The 15328-nt window shown below is 68.3% G+C and carries 11 protein-coding genes; 4 read left to right on the forward strand and 7 right to left on the reverse strand.

All coding sequences use genetic code 11. From position 1 onward, the window contains the following. The first annotated feature begins 22 nt into the window (after positions 1-22). Entirely contained in the window at positions 23-6049 is a 6027-nt protein-coding gene (locus IED13_RS02685; protein ID WP_191123273.1) for an apolipoprotein A-IV repeat region-like domain-containing protein, read from the forward strand. Positions 6050-6180: 131 nt separating this feature from the next. Further along, positions 6181-6729 carry a TY-Chap domain-containing protein gene (locus IED13_RS02690; protein ID WP_210323467.1) on the forward strand — a complete coding sequence of 183 codons (549 nt, stop codon included), beginning with the start codon at positions 6181-6183 and terminating at the stop codon, positions 6727-6729. Between the two features lie 9 nt (positions 6730-6738). Here the strand turns inward: IED13_RS02690 and IED13_RS02695 are convergent, their stop codons facing one another. Genes IED13_RS02695 through IED13_RS02710 form a run of 4 tightly spaced genes read right to left on the reverse strand, consistent with a single transcriptional unit; the run spans position 6739 to position 10490 of the window. Continuing rightward, entirely contained in the window at positions 6739-7338 is a 600-nt protein-coding gene (locus IED13_RS02695; RefSeq protein ID WP_191123275.1) for an ABC-type transport auxiliary lipoprotein family protein, read from the reverse strand. Positions 7339-7341: 3 nt separating this feature from the next. Then, on the reverse strand, positions 7342-8484 hold the full coding sequence (locus IED13_RS02700) for an MlaD family protein (RefSeq protein WP_038361315.1): 1143 nt from the start codon (positions 8482-8484) through the stop codon (positions 7342-7344). A 3-nt stretch (positions 8485-8487) separates the two neighbouring features. Further along, complete coding sequence (locus IED13_RS02705) at positions 8488-9342, reverse strand: ABC transporter ATP-binding protein (protein WP_191123276.1); 855 nt, start codon at positions 9340-9342, stop codon at positions 8488-8490. Positions 9343-9344: 2 nt separating this feature from the next. After that, entirely contained in the window at positions 9345-10490 is a 1146-nt protein-coding gene (locus IED13_RS02710) for an ABC transporter permease (protein WP_038361314.1), read from the reverse strand. A gap of 284 nt (positions 10491-10774) precedes the next feature. On the opposite strand from IED13_RS02710, the gene IED13_RS02715 reads away from it, so the two are divergent. Next, a complete protein-coding gene (locus IED13_RS02715; protein WP_191123277.1) occupies positions 10775-11638 on the forward strand; it encodes a hypothetical protein in 864 nt (287 codons plus the stop codon). A gap of 10 nt (positions 11639-11648) precedes the next feature. Here the strand turns inward: IED13_RS02715 and IED13_RS02720 are convergent, their stop codons facing one another. Genes IED13_RS02720 through IED13_RS02730 form a run of 3 tightly spaced genes read right to left on the reverse strand, consistent with a single transcriptional unit; the run spans position 11649 to position 14346 of the window. Further along, complete coding sequence (locus IED13_RS02720) at positions 11649-12521, reverse strand: ABC transporter permease (RefSeq protein WP_191123278.1); 873 nt, start codon at positions 12519-12521, stop codon at positions 11649-11651. Beyond that, positions 12518-13279 (reverse strand): ABC transporter ATP-binding protein, encoded by a 762-nt coding sequence (locus IED13_RS02725; RefSeq protein WP_113252099.1) that lies wholly within the window; start codon positions 13277-13279, stop codon positions 12518-12520. Before IED13_RS02725 ends, IED13_RS02720 begins: the two co-directional genes overlap by 4 nt. Before the next feature lie 35 nt (positions 13280-13314). Continuing rightward, positions 13315-14346 carry an ABC transporter substrate-binding protein gene (locus tag IED13_RS02730; protein WP_113252098.1) on the reverse strand — a complete coding sequence of 344 codons (1032 nt, stop codon included), beginning with the start codon at positions 14344-14346 and terminating at the stop codon, positions 13315-13317. A 140-nt stretch (positions 14347-14486) separates the two neighbouring features. On the opposite strand from IED13_RS02730, the gene IED13_RS02735 reads away from it, so the two are divergent. Beyond that, entirely contained in the window at positions 14487-15287 is an 801-nt protein-coding gene (locus IED13_RS02735) for a creatininase family protein (protein WP_191123279.1), read from the forward strand. Positions 15288-15328 lie beyond the last annotated feature (41 nt).

Here is a 15328-nt window from a genome sequence, read left to right on the forward strand (position 1 = left end):
GTAGCGTGGCGAGGCGGCAACCATGAATCGACCCAAGAAGCTCCAGGATCCCACTGAAGCTGCGATGTCGGCGATCGAGGAGGCCCTGCGCCTCGAACAGCCGCAGGGTGAGACGGAAACTCCGGTCGAGGCCGAGCCGCGCCTGCCCACCACCAGCGAAAGCGATCTGAAGCTGGACATGCCGCGCGTCGAGCCGGCCGCCATCCCGGTCACCGCGCCTCCGGCGGCAACGGCGCAGCCTCAGCAAGCGGCCCCGCCGCCGCGCGCCGCCATCGCCCCGGATACGAGCCGCGTCGCCAATGACGACCGGCGCGATTCCAGCTCGCTCGTCCAGGCCTTCTCCGTCCGCCCCTCGCGCAGGCCCTACTGGTTCGCCGGCCTGGCCTCGCTCGCCTGGTTGGGCGGCGCCGCCTTCGTCCTGCTCGGCCGCTACGGCTCCTTCAGCAATGGCCTGCCGGAGCCGGTCGCCGCCTTCGGCATCGGCGAATGGACCCTGCTCGCGCTCTCGATCGGCGCGCCGGTGGTGTTCTTCTTCGTCCTCGCGGCGCTCTACCGCCGCACGCAAGAAATGCGCCTAATTTCGCGCGCGATGACGGAAGTCGCGCTGCGCCTGGCCGAGCCGGAGGTGGCCGGCGCCGATTCCGTCCTGTCGCTGAGCCAGACCATCCGCCGCGAGGTCGCCGCCATGGGCGACGGCATCGAGCGTGCGGTCGCACGCGCCGGTGAGCTCGAAACCATCGTCCGCGGCGAAATCTCGACGCTGGAACGCGCCTATGCCGACAACGAGATCCGCCTGCGCTCGCTCATCGACGAGCTGGTGACGCAGCGCGAGGCCGTGGTCGGCAATGCCGAGCGCGTCAAGCTCGCCATCAGCGGCGCGCATGAGGGCATCGCCAGGGATCTCGACGGCGCCAGCCGCACCATCGCCGAGGCGATCGCGCAGGCCGGCGACCGTGTCACCGGCTCGCTCGGCACGAAGGGCGACCAGATCACCCAGGCGCTCGGCCGCGCCGGCGAACGGATGATCGAGGAGATCAGCGGCCGCAGCCACGATCTCGTCGAGCGGTTGCAGGTCACCTCGGGCGAAGTCTCCGAGCGCCTCGCCGGCGCCAGCGACAACCTCTCGACCATGCTCGACGGTCGCGCCAAGGAAATCGCGGGCTCGCTGGAAAAGACCGGCGTCGCCCTCACCCAGGGCCTCACGAACGAGGCGCAGAACGTCACCCGCGCGATCAGCGAGACCGGCATGCAGGTCGCGGAAACGCTGACCGCCCGCGTCGAGACCGTCAACGAGACGCTGAAGACCACCGGCGAGACCCTCGCCAAGGACATCTCCGCCCGCGGCGTCGAGGCGGCCGAGCGCTTCGAGGTCAGCAGCCGCAGCATGGTCTCGCTGATCGAGAGCCAGAGCGAGGCCCTGCAGCAGCGGCTGGCGGAATCCGGCGAGGCGCTGCGCAGCGTGCTTTCCGCCGAGGGTGAGAGCGTCACGGTGCGCCTCACCGAGGTCGGGCGCGGCGTCAACAGCCTGCTCAGCCGGCAGAACGAAGCCATCACCTCGCGCCTCAACGAGGTCGGCGAGAGCGTCCACAGCCTCATCGGCACGCATGGCGACGCGCTGGTCAGCCGTCTCAACGAAACCGTCCGATCGGTCGACGACGTGCTGCGCGAGCGTGGCGAAGCGATCATCCTGCGCGTCAGCGACGCCAGCGAGACGCTGGGCTCCACCGTCGACAAGCATGGCGACACGCTGACCCACCGCATCACCGAGGTTGCCGACCGGGTAAACGGCCTCTTCAACGAGCAGGGCGGGAAACTGGTCACGCGCCTCAACGAGACCGGCGAGGCCGTCCATAGCCTGCTCGACGAGCAGGCCAGTGCACTGGTCGGGCGCGTCTCCGGCGCGGGGCGCGATCTCGCCCAGCTCGTCGGCGAGCAGAGCGACAGCGTCGTCGCCCGTGTCTCGGGTGCCGGCGCCGATGTGGCGCGGTTGCTCGAGGAGCGCAGCGAGTCGCTGGTCTCCAGCGTGTCCGGCGCGGTCAATGCCGTCGAAACCCGCCTGCGCGACGAGAGCGAGATCCTGGTCAGCCGCCTGGCCCAGGCGGGCCATGATGTCAGCCGCATCGTCGGCCAGGAAAGCGAGCGCATGATCTCCGGCCTGTCGGAGACCGGCGAGCGCGTCAGCGCCCTGCTCGAGGAGCAGACGGGCGCGATGACCGTGAAGGTTTCGCAGGCCGGGCTCGAGATCAAGGATCTGCTCGGCAACGAGAGCCAGCTCGTCGCCAGCCGCATCGCGGATGTCGGCCGCTCGGTCCACGGCATCCTCTCCGAGCGCAGCGGCGCCCTCATCAGCCGCCTCGCCGAAACCGGCGAAAGCATCGACCAGAAGCTGGACGAGCGCGGGCTGGCGCTGGCCGGCCGCATCACCGACGCGGTCGAAGGCGCGCGCGTGGCGCTGGAGCAGCAGCAGACCGGCTTCCTCGCCAGCGTCAGCGAAACCAGCGAGAAGGTCGGCCAGCTGCTCGGCGAGCACCGCGAGGCGACGGTTCGCGGTCTCGTCGACACCGGCCGCGAGGTCCACACGCTGCTCGGCGAGCAGAGCGAGGAACTGGCGCGCCGCATGACGGAAGCGACCCGCACCCTCACCGAGACGATCAATGTCGATGGCCGCCATGTCGCCGACCGTGTCGTCGAGGCGACGCAGGGCCTGCGCGACACCTTCACCGTCCACGCCGAGGATGCGCGCACCATGCTCGCCGGCACCGGCCGCGAGATCGTGCTCGCCCTCACCCAGCAGGGCGGGCGCGTCAACGAGGCGCTCTCCGCCAACGCCCAGTCGATGCTGCGCTCGGTCGAGGACCGCGCGCAGGCGCTGACCGAGGCGCTGGCGACCCGCCACGACGCGCTGACCAAGCTCTTCGACGAGCGCGGCAACGAGCTCGTCCTGGCGCTGACCGACCAGAACGGACGCGTCGGCGAGGCCCTCGCGGCCAGCGCCGACTCGATGCTGCGCTCCGTCGAAGGCCGCGCCCAGGCGCTGGCCGACGCGCTGGCCAGCCGCCATGACGCGCTCAACCGCCTCTTCGACGAGCGCGGGCACGAGATGGAGACGGCGATCGGCATGCGCCTCGCCTCGCTCTCGCATCTCTTCGACAGCCAGGGCCGCGAGGTCGAGGAGAACCTCGCCGCGCGCCTCAACGCCTTCGAGGATCTCATCGTCCATCAGGGCGGCTCGCTCACGGCCAAGATCTCGGGCGATGCGCGCGAGCTCACCGAGGCGCTCAACACCGGCATCGCGCAGGTCGAGAAGCTGATCTCGCAGGACGGCGTCTCGCTGGCCGACAAGGTCGGCACCCGCGCCCTGGAGGCGGCCAGCCTCCTCGCCGAGCGCACCCGCGAGGCGGCGGATTCCATGGAGGGCCAGATCAAGCTGTTCGAGGAGCGTTCCGGCGCCAAGAGCGCCGAGATCGCCGGCGCGCTCGACAGCCTGATCGCCCGCATCGACGGCAGCCTCGGCTCGCGCGCCACCGCCCTCAACGAGGCGCTGGTCGAGCGCACGGTCGACATCGCCCGCGTGCTGGCGGAAGGCGGACGCGAGGTCACCCGCGCCCTGGCCGCCAAGGCGGACGAGATCGGCGAGGTCGTCACCTCCAAGAGCGAGTCGCTCACCCGCACCCTCAGCGACAAGGCCGACACGATCAACGCCACGCTCGGCGGCCGCGCGCTGCAGATCGCCGATACGCTCGACCAGAGCGTGGCGCGCTTCGAGGAGCGCGTGGTGGGCCGGCTCGACACCGTGTCGCAGACGCTCGACACGCGCGGCGAGGAGATCGCGTCGACCCTGCAGGGCCGTTCGGAGTTCATCGCCGCCTTGCTCAGCGAGCGTGCGCAGGAACTGCGCGCCCTGTTCGAGCATAACGGCAACGGTGTGGTTTCCACGCTGACGGAGCAGAGCGAGGCGATCGCCGCCGCGCTCAACGAACGTGCCGAGCAGCTCCGGACGCTGTTCGACGATCGCGGGCTCGGCATCGTCGCCGCGCTCGGACGCCGGGGCGACGCCATCTCGAACGCACTCGACCAGCGCAGCGAGCAGCTGCGTGTCCTCTTCGAGGGCAAGGGCGGCGATGTCGTCGAGGCGCTCGGCCGCCAGGGCGAGGCCATCTCCGGCGCGCTCGACGAGCGGACCGCGGCGCTGCGCGCCCTCTTCGATGCCAAGGGCAGCGGCATGGTCGAAGCGCTCGACGAGCGTGGCCAGGCTCTGGCCGCCGCCTTCACCGCCGCCGGCGAGACGGTGGTGCGGGCGCTGGAGCACCGCGGCAATGCCTTCGTCGCGGGTCTGCGCGACCGTGGCGCGGCCATCTCCAATGCGATCGAGGCATCGTCCAATGCGCTGCGCGAGACGCTCGAATCCGGCTCGCGCCAGTCGATCGACGCGCTGGTCGGCACCAATGAGCAGTTGCGCGACGAGCTGGGCGGCATGCTGGGCCGCCTCGGCGAGGCCAACAAGCTGATGCAGCAGATCGTCAACGGCGCGAACAAGAATCTGGCCGCCGTCGAGAACAGCCTGTCGACCCGCGTCGGCGAGTTGCAGACCGTGATCAGCACGGTGATGGAAGAGGCCAACCGCGCCTCGCAGCAGGTCACCGCGCAGATCGCCGACCTCAAGGACTACTCCGAAGGCACGCTGCGTGAGACGACCGCCCTCGTCGCCAAGCTCGACGACAAGGGCGCCTCGCTCGGCGAGGTCACCCAGGCCAGCAGCGCGGCGCTCAACGCCGTGGTCGGCCGGCTCGAGCAGGTCGAGGCCCGCGTCGGCAAGGCGCTCGCCGAGCGGCGCGATTCGCTGGAGGAGCTGCACGCTCTGATCAGCGGGCGCACCGAGGATGTCGAGGCGATCACCCGCTCCTTCGCCTCGCTGATCGACGAGTCGCTCGGCACCGCCGAGGCGCGCGCGCGCCAGATCGGCGCCGTGCTCTCCGACTCGGCCGAGGCGACGACCAGCGCCATCGCCCAGCAGTTCGAGACGATCCGTTCCGCGACCGGCAAGGAACGCGAGCGGACGGCCGAGGCGCTGCGCGCGGCCTATGCCCAGGTCACGACCGAGATCGACGGCGAGCTCTCGAAGGTAACCGACCGCTTCCAGAAGGCGGCGCAGGACATGCGCGGCGTCACGGTCGACATCCAGCGCGAGCTGGAAGCCACCCGCGCCGAGCTGAAGCGCGGCGTCCTCGAGCTGCCGCAGGAGACGCAGGAATCGGCCTCGGCGATGCGCCGGGTCGTTGCCGAGCAGATCAAGGCGCTGAACGATCTCACCGAGATCGTGACCCGTTCCGGCCGGCGCGGCGACGTCTCGCTGCCGATCGAGCAGGCCCCGCCGCGCCGAGCCGCCGCACCTGTGGTTTCCGCTCCGGCCGCGGCCCAGCCGGCCCCGGTCTATACGGCTCCGGCGCAGCCCAAGCCTCCAGCGGCTGAAGGCCCTGCGCTGCGCCCGTCGCTCGACGCCGCGCCGGAACCGACGCCCAGCGCGCCGCCTGCCCGGGCCGAGAGCCGCGTCGAGGCCAAGCCTGCGCCGCGCCCCGCGCCGGTTCAGGAGGCGCCGCGCCGCGCGCCCGAACCGCAGCAGCCGGCCAAGGCCGGCTGGCTCTCGGACCTGCTGGTCCGCGCCTCCCGCGACGACAAGGCGCCGGAGGTGAGCAAGCCGACGACGCATTCGATCGAGAAGCTCGATTCGCTCTCCGTCGACATCGCGCGGATGATCGACCATGACGCGGCCGTCGAGCTGTGGGACCGCTACAAGCGCGGCGAGCGCAACGTCTTCACCCGCCGGCTCTACACCCTGCAGGGCCAGCAGACCTTCGACGAGATCCGCCGCAAGTATCGGCGCGACATGGAGTTCCGCGAGACGGTCGATCGCTACATCGACGAGTTCGAGCGGCTGCTCGGCGAAGCGTCCAAGGACGACCGGGACTCGATGGTGGCGAAGACCTACCTCACCTCGGAGACGGGCAAGGTCTACACCATGCTGGCCCATGCCAGCGGGCGCTTCGAGTAAGGAACGGCGCTCCTCGCGGAGACGATGAAGGCCGCCCTTTCCGGGCGGCCTTTTTCATTCACGTCGATCTAGGGGGACAGCGGCCGCGGCCTGCGCCATAGTCGCCGCGATTTGTTCAGGAGGGGACGGCCGTGCGGCATCGTCGCTCGCTCAAAACGGCACTCGCCTTGGCCTCTGCCTTTTTCGCCTCGGCCGTCGATGGTCGGGAGAGCGATCATCTCGCCGCCTTCCTCTCCACCTATCACTGCGAGATCGTCGGCCGGCTCGGCCAGATCCATGCCAACCCGAACCGGAAAGCCCGCTACATCATCCTGGCGGACACGAGCCAGCCGGAGCATTATGTGCAATGCCTGTTCATCGAAGACGACGCGCGCATGCTGTGCGAAGTGGCGTCGGGCTTCTTCCTGACCAAACCCGAGGAGAACCGGATCAGGATCGTCTCGCCGCAGGGCCTTTCCGCCCTGGAGCGGCTCGGCTTCTCGGGCGACGCCACGAAAGGTAATTTCCAGGCCTTCGTCAGCACCGCGACAGCCGCCGATTTTTCGGCCGTCGCCGATCTTATGCTGACGGCGCTGTACCGCGGCTATGAGAAGCGCCAGCCTCCGAGGCTGGAGATCGACGCGCCACTCGGCCCGGGCGGGCGGGTGATGCGGGAGCAGTGCCCACCGCCGGTATCGTGAGCGCAGATATCAGCGCGCCCAGCGGACGATGTCGACCAGCACCTGCGACAGGGCGCGGTCGAGGGCTTGCGCCGCGCCCGGCCCATCCACCGCCGCGGCCGGAACACGCGCCGAGAACAGCTTCGCGCGCTGGATTCGGCCGCTCGTGTCGCCGACGATCTTGGCGGTGATCTCGACGACGGCCGAACCCGACGCCGCGTCGATGTTGAAGCTGCGGATATCGGTCACGAGCTGGACGGTCGGCGTGATGCCCTGCCCCGGCGCGGAGACCGAGCCGATGCGGCTGGCGTTCTCGAAGGTCTGGATCAGCCGGGTCTGCACCAGCGCCGGCACCTGATCGGCCCATTGCGCCCCGCCGAGGAAGGAGAGCGCGCCGCCCGAATCCTTGACGATGACCCGGTCCGAATCCAGCGCCTGCACGGCGGTCGGCCGCGCGACCACCATCGTGGCATGCGAGCCGCCGACGCGCCCGAAGCCGCTCGGGGCCGTCAGGTCGAAGGTCGTCGGCGTCTGGCCGCCGCCGCACCCTGCCAGGGCGAGCCCGACGGAGAGCGCCAGCACGCTCAGGCAGCGGCGGGCCATGGCGGTCTGGGGAGCCTCGATCGTCATCGGCTAGCGCGATCCGTTGTATTGCGGGAGCGGCGGCTTGCCGCCGAAGATGAGTTGCTGCGGGTTACGTTCGAAATTCCGGAGCGTGCGATTGAGTTCCGTCAGCACGCGTTTGGCCTCCGAGACAGTGGAATCGACATTGCGCAACCCCGAACCGGTGAAGCGGTTGATTCCGACCGTGATCTCCGCCGTGCGCGCGTCGAGATTGTCGGCCAGCACGCGGATCGACTTCGCGGCGTCGGCGACCTCGTTCAGCGCGCTGCGGCCATCGGGGCCCGAAGCCGTGTTCAGGAAGGCCTGTGCCCCCTTCAGCACGCCCTCGACCTGATCGGCCGCGCGATTGAGCTTCGCGGTGATCGAGGCGACATCCTTCACCGCCTTGCCGACATCCTCGCTGGAGCCGCCGAGCGCGCCGGTGAACTTGTCGACATTGTCGACGATGCTCGCGACCTTCTTCCGGTCCACGGATTGAACGACGCCGGTCAACTCCTCGCTGAGCGACTGCAGCTTCTGCGACAGCGGCTGGATGGTGTCGGCGATGTTGCCGAAGCCGGCCATCAGCTTGTCGAGCCCGTCGGAGTTCTTGCCGAGCGCCTCCGAGAATTTCTCGACATTGCGGACCGTGTTGTTGATCGGCTCGCGGTTCTGCTTGATCAGGCCGTCCAGCGAGGTCAGGACACCGTCCGCGCGCTGGGCGACGTTGCGAACGGTCTCGATGATGTCCTGCAGTTCCGAACGTTCGGCGATGATCGTCGCCATCGGCTCGCCGGGCTTGGCCTTCAGGACCGGCGCGTCGGGCGCGCCGCCGATGAGCTGGAGCGCGACGACGCCCGCAAGCCCCTGAGCTTCGATGCGCGCGCGCGTGTCTTCCCGGATGGGCGTGGTCGCGGCAACCTGGATGACGGCGTAGATCCGGCGCGGATCATCGGGCTGAAGCTCGATGCTCGTCACCTCGCCGACGCGCAAACCGTTGAACAGCACGCTCGAGCCGCGCCCGAGGCCCGTGACCGATCCGGTGAAGATCACGCGGATGTTGTCCTTGCGCCCGGCGCCGCCGCTGTTGAACCAGTAGACGAAGCCGAAGGCCGCAGCGAGCACCGCGAGGGTAAAAAGGCCGACGAGAGCGTAGTTCGCGCGCGATTCCATGGACTAGCCGTTCCGCTCTCGTTTCCCGGATTGTTGCCGGGCCGTGGCGCGCTCACCGCCGAAATAGGCCTTCAGCCAGGGATGGTCGGATTCCAGCATCGTCTCCAGCGTTCCGACCGCAATCACCTTCTTGTCCGCCAGCGCAGCGATTCGGTCGCAGGCATCATATAGACTGTCGAGATCGTGGGTCACCATGAAGACGGTGAGGCCGAGCGTCTGCTTCAGCGTCATGATGAGATCGTCGAACTCGGCCGCGCCGATCGGGTCGAGGCCGGAGGTCGGCTCGTCGAGGAAGACGATCTCGGGATCGAGCGCGAGTGCGCGAGCGAGCGCGGCGCGCTTGATCATGCCGCCCGAGAGCTCGGATGGCACCTTGTCCGCCGCATCGGCCGGGAGGCCGACGAGATCGAGCTTCACCATGGCCAGCTCGTCGAGCAGGTCCGGCGAGAGCTTGAGATATTCCCGCATCGGGACCTGGATGTTCTGCTTGACGGTCAGGGCCGAGAACAGGGCGCCCTGCTGGAACATCACGCCGAAGCGACGCTCCAGCACGCGGCGCTGCGACGCGTTGAGCTTGTCGACGTTCTCGCCGAAGACCTCGATGGTGCCGCGTTGCTTGCGCACCAGGCCGAGGATCGTCCGGGTCAGCACCGATTTGCCCTGGCCGGAACCGCCGACGAAACCGAGGATCTCGCCGCGCATCACGTCCAGGTTGAGGCCATCCATGATGACCTTGTCACCGAAGGCGACCTTGAGGTCGCGCACCCGGATGACGGCGTCCGGCTCGCCCCGCCGGCCGGGTTCGCCCTCATGTCCGCGCCGAGCGGCCGCCGCGCGGGAGATCTCGTGCTCGCCCATCGTCAGAACTCGATCGAGGCGAAGAACATGGCGAAAAGCCCGTCGACGACGATGACCATGAAGATCGCCTTGACCACCGAGGCCGTGACCTGTCGGCCCAGCGATTCTGCCGAGCCCTTGACCGCCAGCCCTTCGATCGAGGCGATGAGCCCGATGACGAAGGCCATGAAAGGCGCCTTGATCAGGCCGACGGCGAAATGCTTCCAGGTGATGACCGATTGGAGCCGGGCCAGGAAGGTGTCGACGCCGATGCCGCCATAGAGCCAGGCGACGAGACCCGCGCCGGTCAGGCCCGCCATCGATGAGATGAAGGTCAGGATCGGCAGCGAGATCACCAGCGCCAGGATGCGCGGCACCACCAGCACCTCGATCGGATCAAGCCCCATCACGCGCAGCGCGTCGATCTCCTCGCGCATCTTCATCGAGCCGATCTCGGCGGTGAAGGCCGAGCCCGAGCGGCCGGCGATCATGATCGAGGTCAGGAGAACCGAAAGCTCGCGCAGGATGAGGATGCCGGTCAGGTTCACGACGAAGGCCGTCGCGCCGAACTGCTGGAGCTGAAAGATACCCTGCTGCGCGACGATGCAGCCGACCAGGAAGGAGATCAGCATGATGATCGGCGCGCCGTTGAAGGCGATCAGCTCGACCTGATTGACCAGCGAGGGGCCGCGGAACTTGCGCGGCCCGAGCAGCACGGCGACCGAGCCGACCACCACCTCGCCGAGGAACATGGCGCCGCCGACCATGTCGCGGCCGAAACGGATGATGGCCTCGCCGACATTGGCGAGCACGCTGACCACGCTGAAATGGTCCGGATGCAGCGGCACGTCCTCGTCATGGACCTTGACCTCGGCGAGCAGGATGCCGTGCTCGGGCCTGCGGCTGACGATCTCGACGGAGGCGCCCTGCCGCTCCTGCCTCGATTTCAGGCGGTTCAGGACATAGGCGCCGAGCGTGTCGAGCCGGGTCACGTCCGACAGGTCGAGGCGCGCATGCGCCGCTTGCGGCATGCGTCCGGCGATCTCGCCGATCAGCTTCTCCAGCCGCGGCGCCCGGTCCGCGCTCCAGGACCCGGCCAGCGCGACTGCGAGCGTTCCGGCATCATCGCGGAAAATCGCCTGAGGCTCGGCGGTGTCAACGCTCGGCATATGCCCGTGATGTCCCTCACCCGGCCGAGCGGCACTCCTGCCGTTTCGGCGTCGCTCAGCGTCGGAATCCACCCCTTTGCCTTGTATTGCCGCGCCGGGGACGCTTGGCAAGCCGGACAGCCCCCGTGCGGCATTACGCCGGAGGAGCGTTGCCGAAGCGCCATAGCATGGAACCCCGCCTGCCCGCCGAAGCAGCAATTCCTTAAGAAATCGTCGCGCAATCTTGCCCCGTTCACGTTGCGGCCGTCGCTGATTCGGCCGTCCCTTGCGAAGGCAGACCGGTCATGAGCGATGCCCGCTCCCTGACACCGCTGAGCCAAACCGACTTCGACGCCATCGAGGCGGCGGTGATGGAGACTTCGCGCGGCCGCTGGTTCATGGCCGAATACGCCAAGCGCAACCGACAGGCGGACACCGCTCAGCTCCTGACCGCGATCGGCCGGATCGAGCGCGTCGTCGGCCTCGGCGTGCAGGAGACGAGCCGGGATGCCAGCCTGATCGAAGCCGCCGCCCTGATCAGCGACCTGCGCATCGATCTCGAACGGATCAGCGGCAGGTCCCAGGAACGCGCCTCCGGCCTCGCCATGCAGATCGAAACAGCCGCCGGCCGCATTCTGGGTGCGACGGAGAACATCCAGGAGGTCGCCTGGACGCTGCGCGAGGCCGGCGCCGAGGATCATCTCTGCGACAGGCTCGACCAACATGCCGCGGATATCTCGCAGGCCGTCAGTCTCGTCGATGGCGTCGTCCAGCGCATCGACAAGATCGCGGACACCATCGCCATGCTCGATTCGAGCCTGCGCGCCTTCGGCGAGATCACGCGCGATCCGAGCCCGCACTACCTGACGGCGACGGAACTGGCTGGCCTGCCTCCCCGGCCGGCACGGGCGAGCGAAGACAGCGTCGCGGACGGCCGTTTCGGCACCGCAAGCAGCGACCAAACGCAGCCGCATAGTCTCGACGACGTGGCAAGCACCGAAAAGCGGATCGGAACGATCGATCTGCTGGACGACGACCTCGTCTTCACCCAGGCCGAAACGGCCCCTCAGGCGCCCGCGCGCATGCAGGCCGCCGCCGCTCCGTCCGAAGCGGCGCTGCGCGAGATCGATGCGCTGCCGGCCGAGCGCAAGCTCGCCTATTTCGTCTGAGCCGGAACGCTCAATTCTCCCGCCGCAACGCGGTTTCGTGCCAGCGGCGCAGCAGGAGATGCGAGATCAGGCTCGTCGCCAGGAAGATCGCGACTCCCGACAGCGAGATCATCGCCAGCGCCGCGAAGACCCGCGGGATCTTGAGCTGGTAGCCGGCCTCGAGGATGCGATAGGCCAGCCCCGAGGCATTGCCGCCGGTGCCGGCGACGAATTCGGCGACGACCGCGCCGATCAAAGCGAGGCCGCCCGACACTTTCAGCCCCGCCAGGAAATAAGGCAGCGCCGCCGGCAGCTTGAGATAGCGCAAGGTCTGCCAGCGGCTGGCGCCATAGAGCTCGAACAGATTGACGAGGTTGTGGTCGGCCGCGCTCAAGCCCAGGATCGTGTTCGACAGGATCGGGAAGAAGGCGACGATCCAGGCGCAGATCAGCAGCGACAGGTCGATGTCATCAGCCCAGATGATGATCAGCGGCGCGATGGCGACGATCGGCGTCACCTGCAGGACGATCGCATAGGGCAGGAGCGCCATTTCCAGCCATTTCGACTGGCTGAACAGCACCGCCAGCGCCACGCCGATGAGGATGGCTGCCGCGAGCGCCAGGAAGGTGATGCGCAACGTCACCCAGAGCGAGGCGGAGAGCGTCGCCCAATCCTCGACTAGGGTCCGGCCGATAAGCAGCGGTCCGGGCAGGACATAGGGCGGGATGTCGTTCCAGCGGACGGCCAGCTCCCAGAGCGTCAGCACCAGAACGCCGATGACCAGCGGCGCGAGGATGCGGGGCCAGATGCTGACCGGCAAACCGAGGAAGCGGGGCTCGGCCGGAACCGGCAGAGCCTCGGCAGCGGCAGCCTCGCGCGCCAGGGTATCCTCAGGCGCGCTCATGGGCCGATCGCTTCCTTGAGTTTGCCGGAAGCGATGCGGCAGAGATGGGCATATTCGCCGGAGGTGCGGAAGAGGTCGTCGCGCGGATAGGCGGCTGCGACCGGCAGATCGGCGATGATGCGCCCGGGCCGGGCCGCCATCACCACGATGCGCTGCGAGAGATAGACCGACTCGAAGACCGAATGGGTGACGAAGACGGCCGTGAAGCGCTCTTGCGCCCAGAGCGCGAGCAAATCGTCGTTGAGGCGATGGCGGGTGATCTCGTCGAGCGCGGCGAAGGGCTCGTCCATCAGCAGGATGCGTGGCCGCATCACCAGGGCGCGGGCGATCGAGACGCGCATCTTCATGCCGCCGGAGAGTTCGCGCGGATAGGATGTCTCGAAGCCCTTCAGCCCGACGAGAGCGAGCATCGCGGCGGCACGCTGCTCCGCTTCCGCCCGCGGCAACCTCTGCAAGGTCAGCGGCAGCATGACGTTGGCGAGCGCATTCGCCCAGGGCATCAGCGTCGGATCCTGGAAGACGAAGCCGAGATCGCGCCCCGGCCCGGTCGCCTTTTCGTCGCGGCCCGGCCAGGCGATCGTGCCCGCGCTCGGCGCGCCCAGGCCCGCGATCATGCGCAGCAGGGTCGACTTCCCGCAGCCGGAGGGGCCGAGCAGGCTGACGAACTCCCCGGCGGCGAGATCGAGATCGACGTCGCGCACGGCGAGCGTCCCGTTGCCGAAGCGCTTTGAGACCCCGCGCAATGCGACGAGGGGCATGGTGGCCTCGTCCAAGACCGATCGACCCGCGACGCTCAGGGCTTGCCCACGCCCTTGTTGATGAAGTCGAGCGTATAGGCCTTCTTCACATCGACGCCGGCCGGGAAGACGCCGACATCGGCCATGGTCTTGTAGAAGCTGGCCCAGCGCGCATCGGTCATGGCGCCGACGCCGAGTGTCAGCGCATCGCCCGACAGGACGATACCGTTCTCGTTCATGACCTTGACGGCGTAGTCGATCTTCTCCTGATCCATGTCGGGATTGTCCTTCAGGATCAGCGCGTTGGCGGCGGCATTCTCGGGGCCGGCCTTCATGTATTGCGCCCAGCCCTCCAGCGTCGCGGTGACGAAGCGCTGGACCAGATCCTTCTTCGTCTCCATCAGCTTGCGCGAGACGTTGATCGTCGTGTTGTAGGCGTCGAAGCCATTGTCGGCGAGCAGATGCACCACCGGATTCACCCCGGCCTTCTGGATGGCGAAGGGCTCGGAGGACAAGAAGCCCTGCTGCGAAATCCGCTTGTCGGCCAGGAAGGGCGCCATGCTGAAGGTGTAGGGGCGGATCTGGTCGTCGGTGTAGCCGAATTTCGCGCGCAGGAAGGGCCAGAAGGCGGTGCGTGCCTCGGTGCCGATCAGGATCGGCTTGCCCTTCAGGGCCGCAAGCGAGTCGTTGCCCTGGTTCGGATGCGAAATCAGGACCTGCGGGTCCTTCTGGAAGATCGAGGCGATGGCGAGGAAGGGGATGTTCTCCTGCGCGAAGCGCACCGCCTCGAAGCTGGTCGACATCGTCATGTCGACGCGACCGCCGAGCAGGAGCTGCGACGGGTTCTGCTGCGGGCCGCCCTGCCGGATCTCGGCGTCAATGCCGTATTTCTTGTAGATGCCGTTGGCGAGCGCGAGATAGAAGCCGCCATGCTCGGCCTGGGCGCGCCAATTGGTCTGGAAGCTCACCTTGTCGAGCGTCTGCGCGTTCACCCGCGCGCCCGGCACCGGCACCAGCACGGAAGCGGCGGAGCCGCCGATGAGGCCGAGCGCGGCGCGCCGGTCCAGGCGATATCTCATCATCGTCATGTTCGGAACTCCCCCACGGCGGACCCGGCAATCTCTGGCCTTGTGCCCTTATGCCATGCGATAGCATGGCAGGAAATCGCAACACCGCCTCGCGGCAGGCGGCTTCGCGACATCCGCAACCCGCGATCGACAGGCCGAGCATGACCGCACGCTTCTGGGGCGATCTCAAGAGCTCCGATTTCGCCGCACTGCCGCGCGAGAGCACCGTCGCGGTCCTGCCACTGGCAGCGATCGAGCAGCACGGCCCGCATCTGCCGGTCTCGACCGACACCACCATCATGAACGGCATGCTCGCCGAGGCGATGCCGCTGGTCGGCGCCGAGGTCGAGGTGCTGGTGCTCCCGACGCAGGCCATCGGCAAATCGAACGAACACCTGCATTCGCCGGGCACGCTGACCATCGGCTGGGAGAGCACTGTCCGCTCCTGGATCGAGATCGGCGAGAGCGTGAAGCGGGCGGGCTTTCGCAAGCTCGTGCTGCTGACCTCCCATGGCGGCAATGTCGACCCGATGAAGATCGCCGCGCGTGAATTGCGCGTGGAGCGCGGCATGCTCGCAGTGACGAGCGCCTGGATGTCCTTCGGCCTGCCGGACGGGCTTTTTGCCGATCTCGATATCCGCCACGGCATTCATGGCGGCGATGTCGAGACCGCGCTGATGCTGCATTTCCGGCCGGACCTCGTCAGTATGGGCAAGGCCGAACGCTTCGAGCCGCTGATGCTGCCGATGGCGGATGAGGGTTATCGCTGGCTGAGGCCGACCGGCCCGCATGCCTTCGCCTGGATGGCTCAGGACGTGCACCCCGCAGGCGTGGCGGGCGATGCCAGCCTCGCCACGGCCGAGAAAGGCAAGGCGACCGCCGCGCTGCAGGCCAAGGGCTTTGCCGAGCTGATGGCCGACGTGGCGCGCTTCCCGCTGGAGAGGCTGCACGAGGCGGACTAGATTTTTGGGTTGTTCATCGGCTTCTCCCGAAAACGCGCTCC

Origin of the sequence: Allobosea spartocytisi (assembly GCF_014764685.1) — a bacterium.
Taxonomy (GTDB): Bacteria; Pseudomonadota; Alphaproteobacteria; order Rhizobiales; family Beijerinckiaceae; genus Allobosea; species Allobosea spartocytisi.